Origin of the sequence: uncultured Clostridium sp., from assembly GCF_947072515.1 — a bacterium.
Lineage (GTDB): Bacteria > Bacillota > Clostridia > Clostridiales > Clostridiaceae > Clostridium.
Genome location: NZ_CAMTIG010000062.1, coordinates 1 through 17,164, shown reverse-complemented (window position 1 = coordinate 17,164; position 17,164 = coordinate 1). Strand labels below are relative to the sequence as shown.

The following is a 17,164-nucleotide window of genomic DNA, read 5'->3' as shown; positions in this document are numbered from 1 at the left end:
AATCAAGATACATCAATATTAACAGGATCAATTGATATTTCTAAAATGGATATGTATGCAGAAGATGATCCAAGAATTTTCTCGTTAAATGGAGGATTTAACGTTGGAAATAGAGGGATGGTTGAGTTTATAGAAGTATTTAAAAATGATGTTGAGTATCTTCATACTATAATTACAGCTACTCAAGAGAAATCTATACCATCACCTGGTAAAGGATCTATGATTTATTTTGATGGAGTTATTGTAGCTCATTCAAATGAAGCAGAATGGAATAAGTTTAAATCAGATCATACTAATGAAGCTATTTTAGATAGAATAGTTAAAATTGAAGTTCCATACTGTTTAGAACTTGATGAAGAAATAAAAATTTATGAAAAGATATTGAAAAAGAGTGCTTTTGATGCACACATAGCACCTCATACTATTGAGATAGCAGCAATGTTTGCAATACTTTCAAGACTTATGGGTTCTAATAAAGTAGATCCTATAACTAAGCTTAAAATTTATAATGGTGAAGAAATTGTTGAAAAAGGTTCAACTAAGAGACTTGATATTGGAGAGCTTAGAGATGAGGCTGGGCCTTATGAAGGAATGAAAGGAATTTCTACTAGATTTATAGTTAAAGTAATAGATAATGCACTTTCAACTTCAGAGCATAACTGTATAAATCCATTAAGTATTATGGAAAGTATTATAAAAGCAGTAAAAGAGATGGATATTGCTAGTGATGATAAGAAGAGATATCTTGGATTTATTCAGGATACTATTAGAAAAGAATATAATAAAATTCTTGAAAAAGAAATTACAAAAGCTTTTATTCATTCATTTAGAGAGCAAGCAGAAAGTCTTTTCAATAATTATATAGATAATTCAGAGGCATTTGTAAATAAGAGCAAGATAAAAGATGTTTCAACTGGAGAAGAATTAAATCCAGATGAAGAATTCATGAGAAGTATAGAAGAATATATTGGAGTATCTGAATCTTCAGCAAAAGGATTTAGAGCAGATGTTACATCATATATGTTCTATCTAATTAGAAATGGAGCAAATATAGATTATACTTCATATGAACCATTAAAAGAAGCTATAGAAAAGAAACTTATGGCATCTGTTAAGGATCTTTCAAGAATTGTAACTAAATCAAGAGTTAGAAATAAAGAACAAGCAGAAAAATATAATGCTATGGTAGCAGAAATGCAAGACAATGGATATTGCCTACATTGTTGTGATGTAATCTTAAAATATGCAGCTAATAATCTTTGGAAGGATTAAAGATGGCAATTTTTAGAGATAATACAATAACCCCTGTTGATCATGATAGATCAATTGAAGATAGAAGAAGGCATAGACAGCTTGTAGAGAAGTCTATAAAAGAAAATTTAGGTGATATTTTATCAGAAGAAAGCATTATAGGTGAAGGGAAAAATAAAAAATTTAAAATACCTATTAGAGGAATAAAAGAATATCAATTTGTTTATGGGAAAAACACAGGAGGAGTAGCTACAGGTAATGGAGAAGAAAAGAGAGGCGATAAGCTTGGAAATGGTTCTCCTAAAAATGGTAAGGGAAAAGGAAAGGGTGCTGGTAATTCAGAAGGTGAAGATGTTTATGAAACAGAAGTGACTTTAGAAGAATTATTAGATTATATAGTTGAAGATTTAGATTTACCAAACTTAGATAGAAAAAAATATTCTGAAATTCTTGTAGAGAGTGCAGGAAGAAGGTGTGGTTATCAAAAATATGGAATAAGACCAAGACTTGCAAAAAAGAAAACTGTAATGTCTAAGATTGCAAGGAAACAAGGGAAAAAGAGAGCATTATTAGAAGTAGAAGAAAGTACAGATACGGAAGAAAGATTTCCATTTAGAGAAGATGATTTAAGATATTATAGAGTAAAGAAAAAGCCTAGAAGAGAAAGTAATGCTGTAATGATTTTTATAATGGATGTATCTGGTTCAATGGATAGTACAAAGAAATATTTAGCTAGATCTTTCTTCTTTGTATTATCAAGATTTATTAAGAAAAAATACAATAATATAGCATTTGAATTTGTATCTCATACAACTACAGCTAAGAATGTAAATGAATTTGAGTTTTTCCATAAAGCAGAGTCAGGAGGAACTTATATTTCAAGTGGAATAGATAAAGCACTTGAAACGATAGAGGAAAAATATCCAAGTGAAATGTGGAATATTTATCCTGTTTATGCTAGTGATGGAGACAACTGGACAGAGGATAATGAAAAAGCAATAAAAAGTGTGAAAAAAATATGCGAAATAAGTAATATGTTTGCATACTGTGAGCTTTTACCATCAACCTATTCTACAACTATGTATTATAGATTTACAAAAGAGATAGAAGATGAAAAATTTATCCCTGTAATTGTAAGAGAGAAAAAGGATTTATGGGATGCATTAAAAACCATATTAAATAAAGAATTAGGGGAGGAGTAGGCTGTGGAGTACAATTTGAAAGATTTAGAAAAATGGAATGAAAAAATTGAAAAGGCAGCAAAGGAATTTGGATTAAATTATTATCCCCAAGAGTTTGAAATTATAGGATTTAATGAAATGATAGGATATGAGGCATACGTTGGTATGCCCTCTAAATATCCTCATTGGAGTTATGGAAAGGCATATGAAAAAAATAAAACTTTATACTCATTAAATATGACAGGACTTCCATATGAAATGGTTATAAATTCAAATCCTTGTTTAGCCTATTTAATGAATGAAAATACACTTCTTTTGCAGATATTAACAATAGCACACGTTTATGGGCATAATGATTTCTTTAAGAATAACAGACTTTTTAAAGAAGGAACTAATGCAGATAGAACATTAGAAATATTTAAATTAGATGCAGAAATAATAAGAGGGTATATAAATAATCCTAATATTGGATATGAAAAAGTAGAAAAAGTATTAGATGCAGCACATTCAATTCGTTATAGTATTTCTAGAACTGTAGGAGTAAAAGAAATAACAGACGAGGAAATAAGAGAAAGAAGAATTAAAGATTTTAAGAAGCAGATTAGTGATAGAGGAATACTTGATATGGATGAACAGATAGAACCACCAGAGATAGATAAGATTCCTCTTGAGCCAAGAGATGATGTAATAGGATTTATTATTCAATATGGAAATCTTGAAGAGTGGGAAAAAAATATTTTAAGAATAGTAAAAAGAGAGTCAGAATATTTCTTACCACAAATAGAGACTAAGACTATAAATGAAGGCTGGGCCTGTTTCTGTCATTATAATATTTTAAAAAATCTTAACTTAGACACAGAACTTCATTTAGAGTTTTTAAAGAGGCACAATGATGTAGTAGCACCTATGGTAGGTGGATTAAATCCTTATTATGTTGGATTTAAAATATTTATGGATCTTTATGAAAAGTATGGAATGGAGAAAGTTTTTGAAGTTAGAAATTTAGAAAGAGATTCTTCATTTATAAGAAAATATTTAACAAGAGAATTATGCGAGGAATTAAATCTTTTCCAATATGGAAGGAAAACTTTTGAGTTTGTAATTGAGGAAGTTTCAGATGAAGATGGATGGAAAAAGATTAGAGATTCTTTAGCTAATAGTATGGGAGTGCAAGGTATTCCACATATAAGAGTAATTGATTTAAATAAGAAAAATTATACTCTTACATTAGAGCATATTTTTGATGGTAGAGAGCTTGAAATGTCTTATGCAAAAGAAACCCTAAGATATATTGCAAAACTTTGGGGCTATAAAGTAAATTTAGAGACAAGAAATAAAGAAGGGGAAAAATTCACTTTTGAATGTAATGAGGATTTGAAAGTACTTATTACTGATAGTAACAAAAGGAGCAAGCAGGAATAAATATATATAGTAAGTAATATATAGGAGGCAAAAATTTGAAGATTTCAGGAAGTGAAACAGAAAAAAATCTTTATAAAACTTTTGCAGGGGAATCAAGAGCTAGAGGAAAATATAATTTATATGCAGAAAAAGCAAAGACTGAAGGATATATATGGATATCGCATGTATTTGATGAGATTGCTGAAAATGAATATGCACACTCAAGAGAAGCTTTTAAGCGATTTTTAGATAATATAGGAACGACAGAGGAGAATTTATTAAAAGCTGCTTGTAGTGAAAATGAAGAAACAGAAATAATTTATAAAGAGTTTGAGGAAAAAGCAAAAAAAGAAGGATTTTCAGAAGTAGAAACATTTTATAAAGAACTCAGAGAAGTTGAGGAATCACATAGAGAAAAATTTATATTTTTATCTGAACTATTAAAAAATAAAAAAATGTTTAAATGGGATTCTAAAATCCAATGGCACTGCCTAAACTGTGGATATATCCATGAAGGGTATGAGCCACCAAAAGTATGCCCTTTATGTAAATATGAAAAACAATATTTTAAACCAGATTATGAAACAAAAAATTGTAAAGGGTGATGGTATGTATTGTAAATTTCCAAAAAAATATTTTTTTGAAGTAGAAGAACTAAAAGATTTAATAGAATTTGATAATATGACTGAAGTATTCAGAGAAGAAAAAAATGAAGAAAAGTATGAAGGAAAATATGAAAGTAGTATAGAAGAGATATTTGAATTTTCTTGGGGTGCAGAAGAAAAAGATTTGAAAAAGGGATGTTGCATGGAAGTAAATTGGAATAAAAATGAGAAAGAAGATAAACATAAGGACGAATCTACTTATAAAAATAAATGTAAGTGCGAAAATAAGTTTTTTGAAATCTGTGATGAAGAATATTCAGGAAATATAAAAAAAGACCAGAAGTGTAAATGTAAATGCAATAAAAAATAGAAATTATGAGTGAGCAGTTAAAATTTTATTTAAATAAACTGTTCACTTAATTTTTATAAAGGGGGAAAAGAGATGTCAAAACATATAATGGATGTTCATTATGATGATTTAATGAATTTAACTGAACTTTTAAAAAGACTTGTTGATTCCTATAGATTACTAATAGGTGGTGTTGCAGAACTCAATACTGTGTATCATAGAAAAAAATCAGGTGTTGAAGATGGATTAGATAGAGTAGAAGCACTTGGAGATATAATAGATCATGTAATAAAAATACTTGATTTACATGCAGAAAAATATTTAGAATTTATAGAAGTAAAAGGAAAGACAGTTAGTGAAAAATATGAAAAGAAATATATGGTGACAGATATAAATAATATGATACAGACAGAAATACAACATGAATTAAATTTTCAAAATAATCCTCCGAATCAAAGACCGACAGAAGAATAAAAAACAGAGAGCCAAATCTCCCTGTTTTATTTATAGCTTTTTAAGTTTTATATTACTAACCATTAAATAAGAACCTATAATCATTAAGACGAAAGCTATAATGATAGGTAATTTTAAGTAGAGGCATATAATAGCGTAAAATGCCATAAAGCAACCAGCTATAGTTATTGGAATACCTCTAAAATTTCCATCAAATGTAGATACATTATACCTTGCAAGTCTGAATGCACCACAAATAGGGAAAGCTATTAATACAGCGTAACCTAATATACCAACAGGACCTAATTTATTAAAATCACATAGTATAAAAATTAGTACTGATGGGGCTACACCAAAAGAAACAAGATCCGCTAAGGAATCTAACTCTTTTCCTAATTCACTAGATACATTTAGATATCTTGCTACTCGTCCATCATATCTGTCTACTAATCCAGCTAAAAGGATTAATAAAGCAGCATAAAGATATCTGTGGTTAAAAGTAGATAATAAAGATAATACCCCACAAGATAAATTAATAAATGTAAATATATTAGGAATACAACTTTTCTTCATATAATCACTCCTAAAATTTAGATATAACTTACAATGATTAATTATAGCATAGTTAAAGATATAATATAAGAGAATTGTTAGAGTTTAAGAAAATCTTTAGGTAAGTATATGTTATATTATAGAGAGATTAAAAAATGCGGATAAATATAGGCAATTACAAGTAATTATAAAACTCGACAAGGAATTTTAATAATGATATAATTCTACAATAGTGCTGTTTTTTTAAGGGAGGAAAAAGATGAGGAAGGTAAAATTTATTTATAATCCTTATTCAGGAGAAAATGCAATACTACAAAATTTAGATAAGGTAATACAGATACATCAAAAGGCTGGATACTCTATTTGTCCATACAGAATACAAAAGGGAGAACATATAGAGGTTGCTTTTGAGGACATGGCTGAAGGATATGAGTATATACTTATAGCTGGAGGGGATGGGACAGTAGATTCTGTAGTCAATGAAATGATGAAAAAAGACATCCATTTGCCAGTTGGAATATTACCAGTTGGAACAGCAAATGATTTTGGTAAACTTTTAGGAATACCAAATGACATTGAAGAAGCATGTAATAAAATAGTTGGGACTATTGAGCCAAAGAAAATTGATATTGGAACTATAAACGATAAATATTTTGTTAATGTAGCAAGTACAGGTCTTTTTACAGATGTTTCTCAAAAAATAAATATAAACTTAAAAAATACATTAGGAAAGCTTGCATATTATATTAAAGGAATAGATGAAATAAAGAACTTTAGAAAAATAAAAGTAAAACTTTCATCAAAAGAATATAATTATGAAGGGCATATGTATTTAATGCTTATGTTTAACGGAAAAACTGCTGGAAATCTAAATATTGCAAATAGGGCTAGTATTGAAGATGGAAAATTAGATGTGGTTTTATTTAAACCAGTACCTATAATTGAGATATTTCCATTATTTCTTAAGGTATTAAGAGGAGAACATCTAGATTCTAATAAAGTTCTTTATTTTAAGACAGATGACTTAACAGTAGAATGTGATGAAGGCATCGGAACAGATATTGATGGAGAAAAAGGACCGGAATTTCCATTAAGAGTTAAATGTGTAAAGGGCGGACTTGAAATTTTAGGAATAAATTAAATAGTTTAGTAATAAGTATAAATAACAATTATGTAATAGGGAGGTAAAAGACTTGAGCTTTATCTATTATACTGTATTGATATTTATACTTTTTTTTGTGCTATCTTTGCTAAAGAAAAATGAGGAAAACTCACCTAAAAAACTAAGAATCTATTTTAGAATATCTCTATTTCTATTTTTAATTAGATATTTAACTTTGCTATTAATTTGTCTTTTGAAAAATGTGGAAAGGGTATATATTTTTAAAAATTTAGTATATTTAAATTATTTAGTAATCCCATTAGTAGTGCTTGCTTTATTTTTTATATATTTAAGATTTGAGAAAATATCTTTTAATATTGTATATATAGCAAGTGGAATAGTAGGTGTTTTATATTTAATATTTATGAAATTTAGTAGTGGAATAGTGAGATTAGACATAAATTTTGGATATATAATACAGCTTAAATATGGAGAGTTTATAACGTCTATTATAGTATTAATGTTAGCTGTATTTCTTATAATTAGTGTTATATTTATAGATAAACCTAATATAGATAAAAAAGGAATTGGCAGTCTAATTTTAATTCTTGTAATAGTACTTATAGAAAATATATTAATACTTATAAAATGTAGTGTATTACCATATATGATAATTAGTGAAGTTATTTTCTTAATAGTAATTGAAAAGGCTATTAAAAACTTTGGTAAAACTAGGCTAAACATAGATAAATAAATAGCAAAATGAGATAAGTACCTTTTCAAATATATGTATATATAATATAATTAAAGTATAGAAATATAGTGAAATATGGTTTTGCCCATGCAAAACCATTTTTTAACGTATATGAAAGTTTAGAAGGTGGTGAATTGAAATGGAGGATGGACCTCTTATAAATAAAGAAAAGCCAAAACTCAAAAAAAAGCTTAGAGAAAGCCCTCTGTTTGAATTTTAAAAACCAAAGGTTTCTCTAGGTGGATAGAAGGGGGAACGAGAATGAAAAGACTATCTGTATTTTCTTTCACTGAAATTTTAGGAAAGAAAATTTATGATGAATTTGGAGATGTTTTAGGAATTTTACGTGATATATATGTAACTACAGTAGAGGGGTATCCAAGAATTATAGGGTATAAAGTAAAGAGAGACGGAGTTACTTATCATTTTGAGTTTAGAAGTATCCAATATTTTTCAAAAGACGGAAAAATTTTAATAAAGACAAGAGGAAGTAAAGAAATTCTTCCAAGGACATATACGTATCTTTTATCAAGGAATCTTTTAGATAAAAAGATAGTAGATATAAATGGAAAACAAGTAGTTAGAGTAGATGATTTAAGAATAGCTGAAATAGCTGGTGAATATAGAGTTGTTGCAGTTGAAACAGGGAACTTGAGAAAGTATAAGAAGTTTGGATTAGAAAAAATTATAAAGTTTATACTTAAGGTTTTAGGAAAAAACACAGAGGGAACTGTATTAAGATGGGATGATGTTGAATCCTTAGAAATGGTTGATAATAACTTGAAATTGCAAGTTCCATATAAGAAATTATCAAAACTTCACCCAGCAGACTTAGCTGATATTATAGAAGAATTAGATACAAAATCAAGAAGAAGAGTTTTTGAATCACTAGATGAGGATTTAGCAGCAGAAACTTTAGAAGAACTTGAACAAGAATATAAAGGACAAGTAATAAAAGAACTTTCTGAGACAAAAACAACAGAGCTTTTAGAAAATATGCCAAGTGATGAAATTGCAGATATATTAGATGACCTAGATGAAGAAGAACGAGAAAAAATATTAGGTAATCTTGAAAGTGAAGATGCAAAAGAAGTAAAAGAGCTTTTAGAATATGGTGATGAAACTGTAGGAAGTGTTATGACGAAAGATTTTATTTCTTTAAACTTAGATATAACGGTTAAAGAGACAGTTGAAATTTTAAAAGAAACTATGCCAGATGAAGAAGAAATGTATTATATTTATATAACAGATGTAAATGAGAAGATACAGGGTGTAATTTCTTTAAGAGATTTAATTTTAAGTCCAGGAGTAGAGAAATTAAAAAATATAATGATAACAGACTTTAAAAAATTACATCATGAGGACCACATAGAAGAAGCGGTAGAGCTTTCAAGTAAGTACGATCTTTTATCAGTACCAGTGGTTGATGAAAAAGAAAAATTAGTAGGTATTATATTAATTCATGATATTATAGACGAATACTTTTATCCTATATGGAAAAAGAAAAGTAGAAAATTAAAAGATTAATTATTGACAAGTATTAACTTAAAGTTCATAATGAAATAAAATCGAATAGAGGCTAGGGGTGCCGTAAGGCTGAGAGATACAAATGTATTAACCCTAAGAACCTGATATGGATAATACCAGCGAAGGGAAGCGTAAAGATAGATTAATAATATATTTTTTAGATAGTTATAAGCTATATTCCTTAGTTGGAATATGGCTTTTTTTTATATAAAAAATTAAAACTAGGGGGAATTAAAATGAAAAAATACAGAAAGAATACATTAACTATTGCAGGATCAGATTGCTCGGGGGGAGCAGGAATACAGGCTGATTTAAAAAGTTTTAGTGCAAATGGAACTTATGGAATGAGTGTTATAACTGCAATAACAGCACAAAACACAATGGGAGTTTTTGCAGTAGAAAACTTAAATGAGGAAATTATAAGAGGGCAAATAGAGGCTGTATTTGAAGATATAGAAGTTCATGGTGTGAAAATAGGAATGGTTTCAGAAGAAAAAATTATAAAAGCTATAGGAGAAGGGTTAAAAAAGTATAGACCAACTAAGATAGTTTTAGATCCAGTTATGATTTCAAAAAGTGGATTTTCTCTTTTAAAACCAGGGGCAAAGGATGCATTAAGGGAAGTATTAATACCTTTGGCATATTTAGTAACACCAAATGTACCGGAAGCAGAAGAACTTACAGGAATAAAAATAAATTCTGTTGAAGAGATGATTGAAGCAGGTAAAAAAATATTAAATTTTGGACCTAAATATGTCCTTATAAAAGGGGGACATTTAGATGGTGAAGCAATCGATATACTCTTAGGTGAAAACATGATTAGAGAATACAAAAGTGAAAGGCTAAATAGAAATAATACACATGGAACAGGATGTACATTATCATCAGCAATAACTTCAAATTTAGCATTAGGATATGGAATAGAAGAGGCTGTACAAAGAGGAAAAGACTATATAACAGAAGCAATAAGAAATAGTTTTCCCTTAGGAAAAGGTGTAGGGCCAGTAAATCATTTTTATAAAATAGAGGAGGAGTAACATGGAAGTTAAGTTGGTAAGAGAGAAAAATCCATTAGTATTACATTATACAAATGAAGTAACAATTAATGACTGTGCAAATATAACTTTAGCAATAGGGGGAAGCCCTCTTATGAGTTACTCAAAAGAAGAAGCGGAAGAGATAATAAAAATAAGTAGTGCAGTAGTAATAAATATTGGAACTATGAATTCAGAGCGATTAGAACTTTTTCTACAAGCAGGAAAATTTGCTAATAAATATAATAAGCCAGTTATATTAGATCCAGTGGGATGTTTTGCAACTAAAACTAGGATGGAATTTACGAAAAGGCTTTTAGAGGAAATAAATTTTACTGTAATTAAAGGAAATTTAGCTGAGATCAAAAGTATTAGTGGATTGGAGTTCAATGGACAAGGTGTAGATTCAGAAGATGGAGAAATAGACGAAGAAAATTTAAGAAATATTGGTAGAGAATTAAACACTACAATAGCTTTAACAGGGAAGATTGATTATATAGCAAATAAGGAAAAGGTTGTTAAACTTTATAATGGAACATCTAGATTAAAAGGAATAACAGGAACAGGGTGTATGACTGCATCTTTAATAGGTTCATACTTAGGAGCAGGAGTAGATAGTTTTGAAGGAGCTAAACTTGGTGTAGCTACAATGGGAATTTGTGGACAATTAAGTGATGAAGAAGATATTGGACTTGGAACATTTAAAGTTAATTTAATGGATAACGTATCAAAATTTAATGATGAGATATTAAAAAAATATATATAAATATTAAATTTAATAGGGGGATAATATGAAATTTACAGACAAGCTATACAGTGAAGTGAAAGAGATTTGGAATGGATATTTAGAGCATCCATTTATCCTTGGAATGAAAGATGGAACTTTAGATAAGGAGTTATTTAGAGATTATCTAGTACAAGATTATTTATATTTAAAAGAATATGCAAAGGTATTCTGTATGGGGATTATCAAATCAAAGGATATGGAAGAAATGAGATTTTTATATAAATCTATTTCAGGAACTATGGAGGAAGGAGCATCTCATATAAGGTATATGGAGGAACTGGGAATTACAGAAAAAGAAGCGGAAAGTATGAAAGCAGAAAATGAAAATGTAAATTATACAAATTACATGATTAATGTTTCTTTACAAGGTGATATAAAAGAAATTGCAATAGCTACTTTAGTATGTAGTTGGAGTTATGGATTTATTGGAGAACATTTACTAGAAGAAGCTAAACTTGAAGGAAATTACTATAAGGAATGGATAGCGCTTTATGGTGATGGAAGTTATAAAGAATTTATGCATAGCTGGTTAAAGTATATTAATGATATATGTAAGAATATCTCTAAAAAGGAAGAAAGAAGATATATAGAAATTTTTAAGCAATGTAGCTTATATGAGTTAGAATTTTGGGATATGTCATTAAGAAAAAATAAAGTAGGTGCACTTGTATGAGTTTATCCATTGGTGTAGTAGGCATAGGATTAGTATTAGCACATTTTTTTGATATTAGAAAAATCAAATTTGGATCTAAAAGAATAATTATAATAGGATTATTTGCAAGTATTTCACTTATTTTATATATCATTCAATTTATAAAATATCCTCAAGGCGGAGGTATAACATTATTTTCTATGATGCCCATAATGATATTAGGAATGATTTATGGAAGACGTGAAGCTATAACATGTGGAGTTTTATTTGGTGTAATGAAACTTTTAAATGGAGGAATGATAATAAACCCAGCACAGTTTTTATTAGATTATATACTTCCTTGTATGGCATTAGGATTATCAGGGATATTTGGATGGGATAAAAAGTGGAAAGTGTTTTTAGGGTGTATGTTTGTAGGACTTTTAGGAACTTTATTGAGTACTGTTTCAGGAGTTTTATATTTTAGTCAGTATGCACCTGTAGGAATGAATCCATGGATTTATTCAAGTATATATAATTTTTCAAGTGCAGGAGTAGAAACACTTTTAACTAGTGTAATAATGATGTTTGTACCATTAAAAATGTTAAAAGAAAGGTTGGGGAAAGATGAACAAAGAAGATTTAAACAAGCTTAAATTATATTTAGTAACAGATAAGGAAATTTTAAAAGGGAGAGATTTCTATGGAGAAATTGAACAAGCACTAAAAGGGGGAGTAAGAACAGTTCAACTTAGAGAAAAAGATACTTTAGGAAAAGAGTTTTTAGAAAAAGCTTTAATGCTTAGAGAATTAACTAAAAAATATAATGCTCTTTTTATAGTTAATGATAGAGTGGATATAGGAATATTATCAAAGGCAAATGGTATTCATATAGGACAAGATGATATTCCTTTAAAAGAAGTAAGAAAGATAGTGCCAAAGGAAATGATAATTGGAGTATCAGCTACAACTTTAGAAGAAGCTATAGTAGCAAAAGAAGAGGGTGCAGACTATATTGGTGTAGGAGCAGTATTTAAAACAAATACAAAAAAGGATGCTAAAAATACAGGTTTAGAATTATTAAAAGAGATAAAGGGAAAAGTAGAAATTCCTATAGTAGCAATTGGTGGAATTAAAGAGGAGAATATAAGAGAAATTGAGAAAGTGGAAGGATATGCAATAATTAGCGATATATTAGGCTGTAAGGATATAGAAGGAAAATCTAAAAAAATATTAGAATTAATTTGAAAAAAAGTTGTTGACAAAAATATTCAAAAGAATATAATAAAAGTAAATAAAACATATCAAAATAGTCAGAAATAAAAGCGATGAAAAAGAAGAGTAATTTAGCAGAAGATTTACAGAGAAAAGGACAGTTGTTGAGAGTCTTTAATTATAAGTTAAATGAAGTGCCCTTTAGAGCTTAAACTCAGAAAGGAAAGTATGAGTTTACGGTATTACCCGTTATAGTAATAGAGCATAGTAGTGCTTGAAGAGAGGGATTAAGTTTTAATCCAATTAGAGTGGAACCACGGAGAATAGTATACTTCGTCTCTTATATAGTTATATAAGAGGCGGGGTTTTTTTATTAAAAAATTATAGAAAAAAATATAATAAATATGAATTTTAGGAGGGAAAAAAATGATTTATAATAGCGTTTTAGAAATGATAGGGAACACACCAATTTTAAAGGTGAAAAATTTAAATGATGAAAATAGTGCAGAAGTTTATGTGAAATTAGAAAAATATAGTGCTGGTGGAAGTGTTAAGGATAGAGCAGCACTTGGTATGATAGAAAAAGCAGAAGCATTAGGGCTTTTAAAAAAAGGATCTGTAATAGTTGAACCAACAAGCGGAAATACAGGAATTGCAATAGCAATGATAGGAAAACTAAAGGGGTATAAAGTAATAATAGTTATGCCAGAAACAATGACTGAAGAGAGAAGAAGTTTAATAAAAGCTTATGGGGCAGAACTCATTTTAACAGAAGGTGCAAAGGGAATGAAGGGAGCTATTGAAAAGGCTAATGAGCTTGGAAAACAAGATGGGTACTTTATTCCACAACAATTTGAAAATTTAGCTAATCCTGAAAAGCATTATGAAACTACAGCAGAAGAGATATTTAATGATATAAATGATTTAGATTATTTTGTTGCAGGTGTTGGAACAGGAGGAACTATTACAGGAGTTTCTAAAAATTTAAAGAAAAAACTACCTAATTTAAAAAGTGTTGCAGTAGAACCAAAAGATTCAGCAGTATTAAGTGGTGGAAAACCAGGACCACATAAATTACAAGGTTTAGGAGCAGGATTTATCCCAGGAAATTATAATGGAGATTATGTTGATGAGATAAGAACTGTAAGTAATGAAGATGCATATGATATTGCAAGGAGATTTGGAAGTGAAGAAGGAGTTTTAGTAGGAGTATCAGCAGGTGCAGCTATTAAAGTTGCGTTAGACTTAGCAAAAGAAATTGGTAAAGGTAAAAAAATATTAGCAATAGCACCAGATGGAGGAGAAAAATATCTTTCAGCAGGACTATATAACTAATAAATTTTAAAAAAACAGGAGGATAAAGCGGTGTTCAATAATTTAAAATATGATTTAGAAAGAATTTTAAAAGAAGATCCCGCCGCTAGAAGTAAATTAGAAGTGTTTATTTTATATCCATGTATCCATGTAATGATTTTGCATAGATTAGGAAATAAATTATATAAGAGAAAAAGATTTTTTCTTGCAAGATTTATATCGCAAATAGGAAGATTTTTAACAGGAATTGAAATTCATCCTGGAGCTACTATAGGAAAGGGTTTATTTATAGACCATGGAATGGGAGTAGTTATAGGAGAAACAGCTGAAGTTGGAAATAACGTAACTATTTATCATGGAGTAACACTAGGTGGGACAGGAAAAGATAGTGGGAAAAGACATCCTACAGTTGGAGATAATGTTATAATAGGAAGTGGTGCTAAGGTACTTGGCCCAATTAATATTGGAAATAATGTGAAAATAGGAGCTAACTCAGTTGTCCTTAAGGACATTGAGGATAATCAAACAGCAGTTGGAATTCCAGCAAAAATAATAAGTAAAGCTAAAAATAATATTATTGAGATTGAAAATTTTAAAGGCGAAAAGAAAACATTATACAATAATATGATTATATAATTTATTACGAGGATGTTTATGGATAGAAGAGAAATAGAAGAGTTTTGTAAAATTTTAAATTTAGATGTAGTTGGATTTGTGAAAATGAGAAAATTCACAGAACTTAAGGAACTATATTTAAAAAGAAAAGAAGAGAAAAGTGAAAATGAATTTGAAGAAAAAGATATAGATAAGAGAATAAATCCATTTAGCTACATGGAAGAGGGGAAGACTATAATTTCTATAGCCTTCCCTTATTCCACGTTTAAAGAATGTGAAGATAATGGATTCTCTGTATATACAAAAGGAATGGACTATCATAAAGTAGTTTTATCTTATCTAGAAAAAATATGTGATAAGTTAAAGGAAAGAGGATATAAGACAAAGGCTTTAGTAGATAGTAATACACTACCAGAAAGATATATTGCTTATTTAGCTGGTATAGGATTTATTGGGAAAAATAATATGCTCATAACAGAGAAGTATGGGTCATATGTATTTTTAGGTGAAATAATAACAGACCTAGAATTAGATATTAAAGAAAAAAATAAAATTTTAGAACTTAAAGAATATAAAGAATGTGGTAAATGTAATATATGTTTTAAAGAATGTCCTACAAAAGCTATAAATAAATTTAAGCGAAATACTAATATATGCATATCTTATTTAACACAAAAAAAAGATTTAAGTGATAAAGAAATGAAACTTTTAAATGGTAGAGTTTTTGGTTGTGATAGTTGCCAAAAAAAATGCATATATAATGAAGGAATAGAAAAAGGAAAGATAAAAGAATTTAATCCATATGAATTTATGGAAAAAGAAAATTTAGAGTTTTTAATAAATATGACTAATGGAGAGTTTAAAGAAACATTTAAAAATACATCCTGTGGATGGAGAGGAAAGAATACTTTAATAAGAAATGGAATTATAAGAAAAAAACTATATAAAAAAGAGGATATAAAAGGAATAAAAACAGAATCTCCATATATAAAAGATTACATTAATAGACTTTTGTAATTTTCTATCATATAATGAAGAGAAAGAGAAATTTCAGAGGAAGAGGTGGGGGAGCGGATGTTATCGCCGTTTGCTAAAAAAATAATAACAAATTTACCAGAAGGTTTAATGGTGTTTTTAGGGAAAAAAATAACCGATGGATATATAAAAAAATATGCTAATTTAAAAGTTGAGGGATACGAAGAAATAAAAAATATACAAGGGCCGATATTATTTATATGCAATCATTTAAGTAATGCAGATGGACTAGTATTAAATAGATTATTAAAGAAAGATTTTGATCCATATTTTATAGCAGGAAAAAAATTATCAGATGATCCTATAACAAAAATAGGAACTAAGATGGTTAAAAATATTCCTATAAGTCCTAATAGTGCAGACAAAGAAGCTATGACTAAAATGGTTAAGACTCTTAAAAATGGAGAAAATATATTGATATTCCCAGAGGGAACAAGAAGTAGAACTGGAGCTATGATAGAGGGCAAAAAAGGAATTCTGCTTCTTACAAGAATGACAAAGGCAACAATAGTCCCTATAGGAATGGCTGGAACAGATAAATTAGTACCAATTTCTAAAACAGGTGATATGGGTGCAGAAAAATGGCAAAATGCAGATGTAGAAATAAAAATTGGAAAACCTATAGTTTTAGAGAAAAAAGGTAAAGAAGAAGAAAAGCATGCTTATGATGATAGATGTATGGAGACTATGATGAGGGGTATTGCTAATCTTTTACCAGAAAGTTATAGAGGAGTATATAAGTAAGCCTTTAATAAAGAGGTGTTATTATGAAGAAAAGAACTAAAGAAATTTTAGATATATTAAAAGAAACATATCCGGATGCTAAGTGTGAATTAAATTATGAAACACCATTTCAACTTTTAGTTGCAACATGCCTTTCGGCACAAACTACAGATGTTAAGGTTAATCAAGTTACAGAAACACTTTTTAAAGATTATCCAGATGTAGATGCTTTTTTAACTTTAAATAATGAGCAAATAGAAGAAAGAATAAAGTCTATAGGTCTTTATAGAAATAAAGCTAAAAATTTAGTGCTTATGTGTAGACAGTTAAAAGAAAATTTTAATGGTGAAGTTCCAAAGACTATGGAAGAAATAACTTCACTTGCAGGTGCAGGAAGAAAGACTGCAAATGTAGTGTTATCAAATGCATTTGGAGTACCATCAATTGCTGTAGATACACATGTATTTAGAGTAGGTAATAGATTAGGACTTGCAAATTCAGAAAATGTACTAGAAGTAGAAAAGCAACTTCAAAAGGAATTACCAAAAAGAGAGTGGTCACTTACACATCATCTTTTAATTTTTCATGGAAGAAGATGTTGTTCATCACAAAGACCAAAATGTTTAGAATGTCCT

General features: G+C 28.8%; 20 protein-coding genes, 1 riboswitch and 1 other annotated feature. Of the genes, 19 read left to right on the top strand and 1 reads right to left on the bottom strand.

Going from position 1 to position 17,164, the window contains the following annotated elements; translation table 11 throughout:
* The 6 genes from Q0W06_RS16345 to Q0W06_RS16320 all read left to right on the top strand — a co-directional run.
* The coding region (locus Q0W06_RS16345; RefSeq protein WP_297638146.1) for a serine protein kinase at positions 1-1,272 on the top strand (1,272 nt) is incomplete at its 5' end.
* 2 nt (positions 1,273-1,274) lie between these two features.
* Positions 1,275-2,453, top strand: coding sequence for a sporulation protein YhbH (gene yhbH, locus Q0W06_RS16340; RefSeq protein ID WP_297638143.1), 1,179 nt, complete (start codon positions 1,275-1,277; stop codon positions 2,451-2,453).
* A 3-nt stretch (positions 2,454-2,456) separates the two neighbouring features.
* Positions 2,457-3,854, top strand: coding sequence for a SpoVR family protein (locus Q0W06_RS16335; RefSeq protein ID WP_297638140.1), 1,398 nt, complete (start codon positions 2,457-2,459; stop codon positions 3,852-3,854).
* Between the two features lie 35 nt (positions 3,855-3,889).
* Positions 3,890-4,438 carry a rubrerythrin family protein gene (locus Q0W06_RS16330; protein ID WP_297638137.1) on the top strand — a complete coding sequence of 183 codons (549 nt, stop codon included), beginning with the start codon at positions 3,890-3,892 and terminating at the stop codon, positions 4,436-4,438.
* A gap of 4 nt (positions 4,439-4,442) precedes the next feature.
* Entirely contained in the window at positions 4,443-4,808 is a 366-nt protein-coding gene (locus Q0W06_RS16325; protein ID WP_297638135.1) for a hypothetical protein, read from the top strand.
* A gap of 72 nt (positions 4,809-4,880) precedes the next feature.
* A complete protein-coding gene (locus tag Q0W06_RS16320) occupies positions 4,881-5,261 on the top strand; it encodes a hypothetical protein (protein WP_297638132.1) in 381 nt (126 codons plus the stop codon).
* Between the two features lie 30 nt (positions 5,262-5,291).
* Here Q0W06_RS16320 and pssA read toward each other — a convergent pair whose 3' ends face one another.
* Positions 5,292-5,813 (bottom strand): CDP-diacylglycerol--serine O-phosphatidyltransferase, encoded by a 522-nt coding sequence (gene pssA / locus Q0W06_RS16315; protein ID WP_297638129.1) that lies wholly within the window; start codon positions 5,811-5,813, stop codon positions 5,292-5,294.
* Between the two features lie 238 nt (positions 5,814-6,051).
* On the opposite strand from pssA, the gene Q0W06_RS16310 reads away from it, so the two are divergent.
* The 13 genes from Q0W06_RS16310 to nth form a co-directional block, all read left to right on the top strand.
* Positions 6,052-6,933 carry a YegS/Rv2252/BmrU family lipid kinase gene (locus tag Q0W06_RS16310; RefSeq protein WP_297638126.1) on the top strand — a complete coding sequence of 294 codons (882 nt, stop codon included), beginning with the start codon at positions 6,052-6,054 and terminating at the stop codon, positions 6,931-6,933.
* Between the two features lie 406 nt (positions 6,934-7,339).
* The gene (locus tag Q0W06_RS16305) at positions 7,340-7,648 is read left to right on the top strand and encodes a hypothetical protein (protein WP_297638123.1); all 309 of its coding nucleotides are present in this window, start codon (positions 7,340-7,342) and stop codon (positions 7,646-7,648) included.
* 261 nt (positions 7,649-7,909) lie between these two features.
* Positions 7,910-9,175: a CBS domain-containing protein gene (locus Q0W06_RS16300; protein ID WP_297638120.1), complete on the top strand. Its 1,266-nt coding sequence runs from the start codon at positions 7,910-7,912 to the stop codon at positions 9,173-9,175.
* A 44-nt stretch (positions 9,176-9,219) separates the two neighbouring features.
* Positions 9,220-9,320: riboswitch (TPP riboswitch) on the top strand.
* Between the two features lie 91 nt (positions 9,321-9,411).
* Entirely contained in the window at positions 9,412-10,212 is an 801-nt protein-coding gene (thiD, locus tag Q0W06_RS16295; protein WP_297638117.1) for a bifunctional hydroxymethylpyrimidine kinase/phosphomethylpyrimidine kinase, read from the top strand.
* 1 nt (position 10,213) lies between these two features.
* On the top strand, positions 10,214-10,975 hold the full coding sequence (gene thiM / locus Q0W06_RS16290) for a hydroxyethylthiazole kinase (RefSeq protein ID WP_297638114.1): 762 nt from the start codon (positions 10,214-10,216) through the stop codon (positions 10,973-10,975).
* Between the two features lie 25 nt (positions 10,976-11,000).
* Positions 11,001-11,669 carry a thiaminase II gene (tenA, locus tag Q0W06_RS16285; protein WP_297638111.1) on the top strand — a complete coding sequence of 223 codons (669 nt, stop codon included), beginning with the start codon at positions 11,001-11,003 and terminating at the stop codon, positions 11,667-11,669.
* Complete coding sequence (gene thiT / locus Q0W06_RS16280) at positions 11,666-12,283, top strand: energy-coupled thiamine transporter ThiT (protein ID WP_297638108.1); 618 nt, start codon at positions 11,666-11,668, stop codon at positions 12,281-12,283. The genes tenA and thiT overlap by 4 nt, the downstream gene beginning before the upstream one ends.
* Positions 12,255-12,875, top strand: a complete 621-nt coding sequence (gene thiE / locus Q0W06_RS16275) for a thiamine phosphate synthase (RefSeq protein WP_297638105.1) — start codon at positions 12,255-12,257, stop codon at positions 12,873-12,875. Before thiT ends, thiE begins: the two co-directional genes overlap by 29 nt.
* A gap of 71 nt (positions 12,876-12,946) precedes the next feature.
* Positions 12,947-13,186 (top strand) — a binding site (T-box leader).
* An 82-nt stretch (positions 13,187-13,268) separates the two neighbouring features.
* On the top strand, positions 13,269-14,177 hold the full coding sequence (gene cysK, locus Q0W06_RS16270; RefSeq protein ID WP_297638101.1) for a cysteine synthase A: 909 nt from the start codon (positions 13,269-13,271) through the stop codon (positions 14,175-14,177).
* Between the two features lie 30 nt (positions 14,178-14,207).
* Positions 14,208-14,792, top strand: a complete 585-nt coding sequence (epsC, locus tag Q0W06_RS16265; RefSeq protein ID WP_297638099.1) for a serine O-acetyltransferase EpsC — start codon at positions 14,208-14,210, stop codon at positions 14,790-14,792.
* Positions 14,793-14,810: 18 nt separating this feature from the next.
* Positions 14,811-15,788, top strand: coding sequence for a tRNA epoxyqueuosine(34) reductase QueG (gene queG, locus Q0W06_RS16260; RefSeq protein ID WP_297638096.1), 978 nt, complete (start codon positions 14,811-14,813; stop codon positions 15,786-15,788).
* Positions 15,789-15,845: 57 nt separating this feature from the next.
* Positions 15,846-16,550, top strand: coding sequence for a lysophospholipid acyltransferase family protein (locus Q0W06_RS16255; RefSeq protein WP_297638093.1), 705 nt, complete (start codon positions 15,846-15,848; stop codon positions 16,548-16,550).
* A 23-nt stretch (positions 16,551-16,573) separates the two neighbouring features.
* On the top strand, positions 16,574-17,164 hold a 591-nt coding region (nth, locus tag Q0W06_RS16250), incomplete at its 3' end, for an endonuclease III (RefSeq protein WP_297638091.1).

Coding starts and splice junctions, on each gene's coding strand:
- yhbH (WP_297638143.1), top strand. CDS start 1,275: ATGGCAATTTTTAGAGATAATACAATAACCCCTGTTGATCATGATAGA.
- Q0W06_RS16325 (WP_297638135.1), top strand. CDS start 4,443: ATGTATTGTAAATTTCCAAAAAAATATTTTTTTGAAGTAGAAGAACTA.
- Q0W06_RS16320 (WP_297638132.1), top strand. CDS start 4,881: ATGTCAAAACATATAATGGATGTTCATTATGATGATTTAATGAATTTA.
- pssA (WP_297638129.1), bottom strand. CDS start 5,813: ATGAAGAAAAGTTGTATTCCTAATATATTTACATTTATTAATTTATCT.
- Q0W06_RS16310 (WP_297638126.1), top strand. CDS start 6,052: ATGAGGAAGGTAAAATTTATTTATAATCCTTATTCAGGAGAAAATGCA.
- Q0W06_RS16300 (WP_297638120.1), top strand. CDS start 7,910: ATGAAAAGACTATCTGTATTTTCTTTCACTGAAATTTTAGGAAAGAAA.
- thiD (WP_297638117.1), top strand. CDS start 9,412: ATGAAAAAATACAGAAAGAATACATTAACTATTGCAGGATCAGATTGC.
- thiM (WP_297638114.1), top strand. CDS start 10,214: ATGGAAGTTAAGTTGGTAAGAGAGAAAAATCCATTAGTATTACATTAT.
- tenA (WP_297638111.1), top strand. CDS start 11,001: ATGAAATTTACAGACAAGCTATACAGTGAAGTGAAAGAGATTTGGAAT.
- thiT (WP_297638108.1), top strand. CDS start 11,666: ATGAGTTTATCCATTGGTGTAGTAGGCATAGGATTAGTATTAGCACAT.
- thiE (WP_297638105.1), top strand. CDS start 12,255: ATGAACAAAGAAGATTTAAACAAGCTTAAATTATATTTAGTAACAGAT.
- cysK (WP_297638101.1), top strand. CDS start 13,269: ATGATTTATAATAGCGTTTTAGAAATGATAGGGAACACACCAATTTTA.
- queG (WP_297638096.1), top strand. CDS start 14,811: ATGGATAGAAGAGAAATAGAAGAGTTTTGTAAAATTTTAAATTTAGAT.
- Q0W06_RS16255 (WP_297638093.1), top strand. CDS start 15,846: ATGTTATCGCCGTTTGCTAAAAAAATAATAACAAATTTACCAGAAGGT.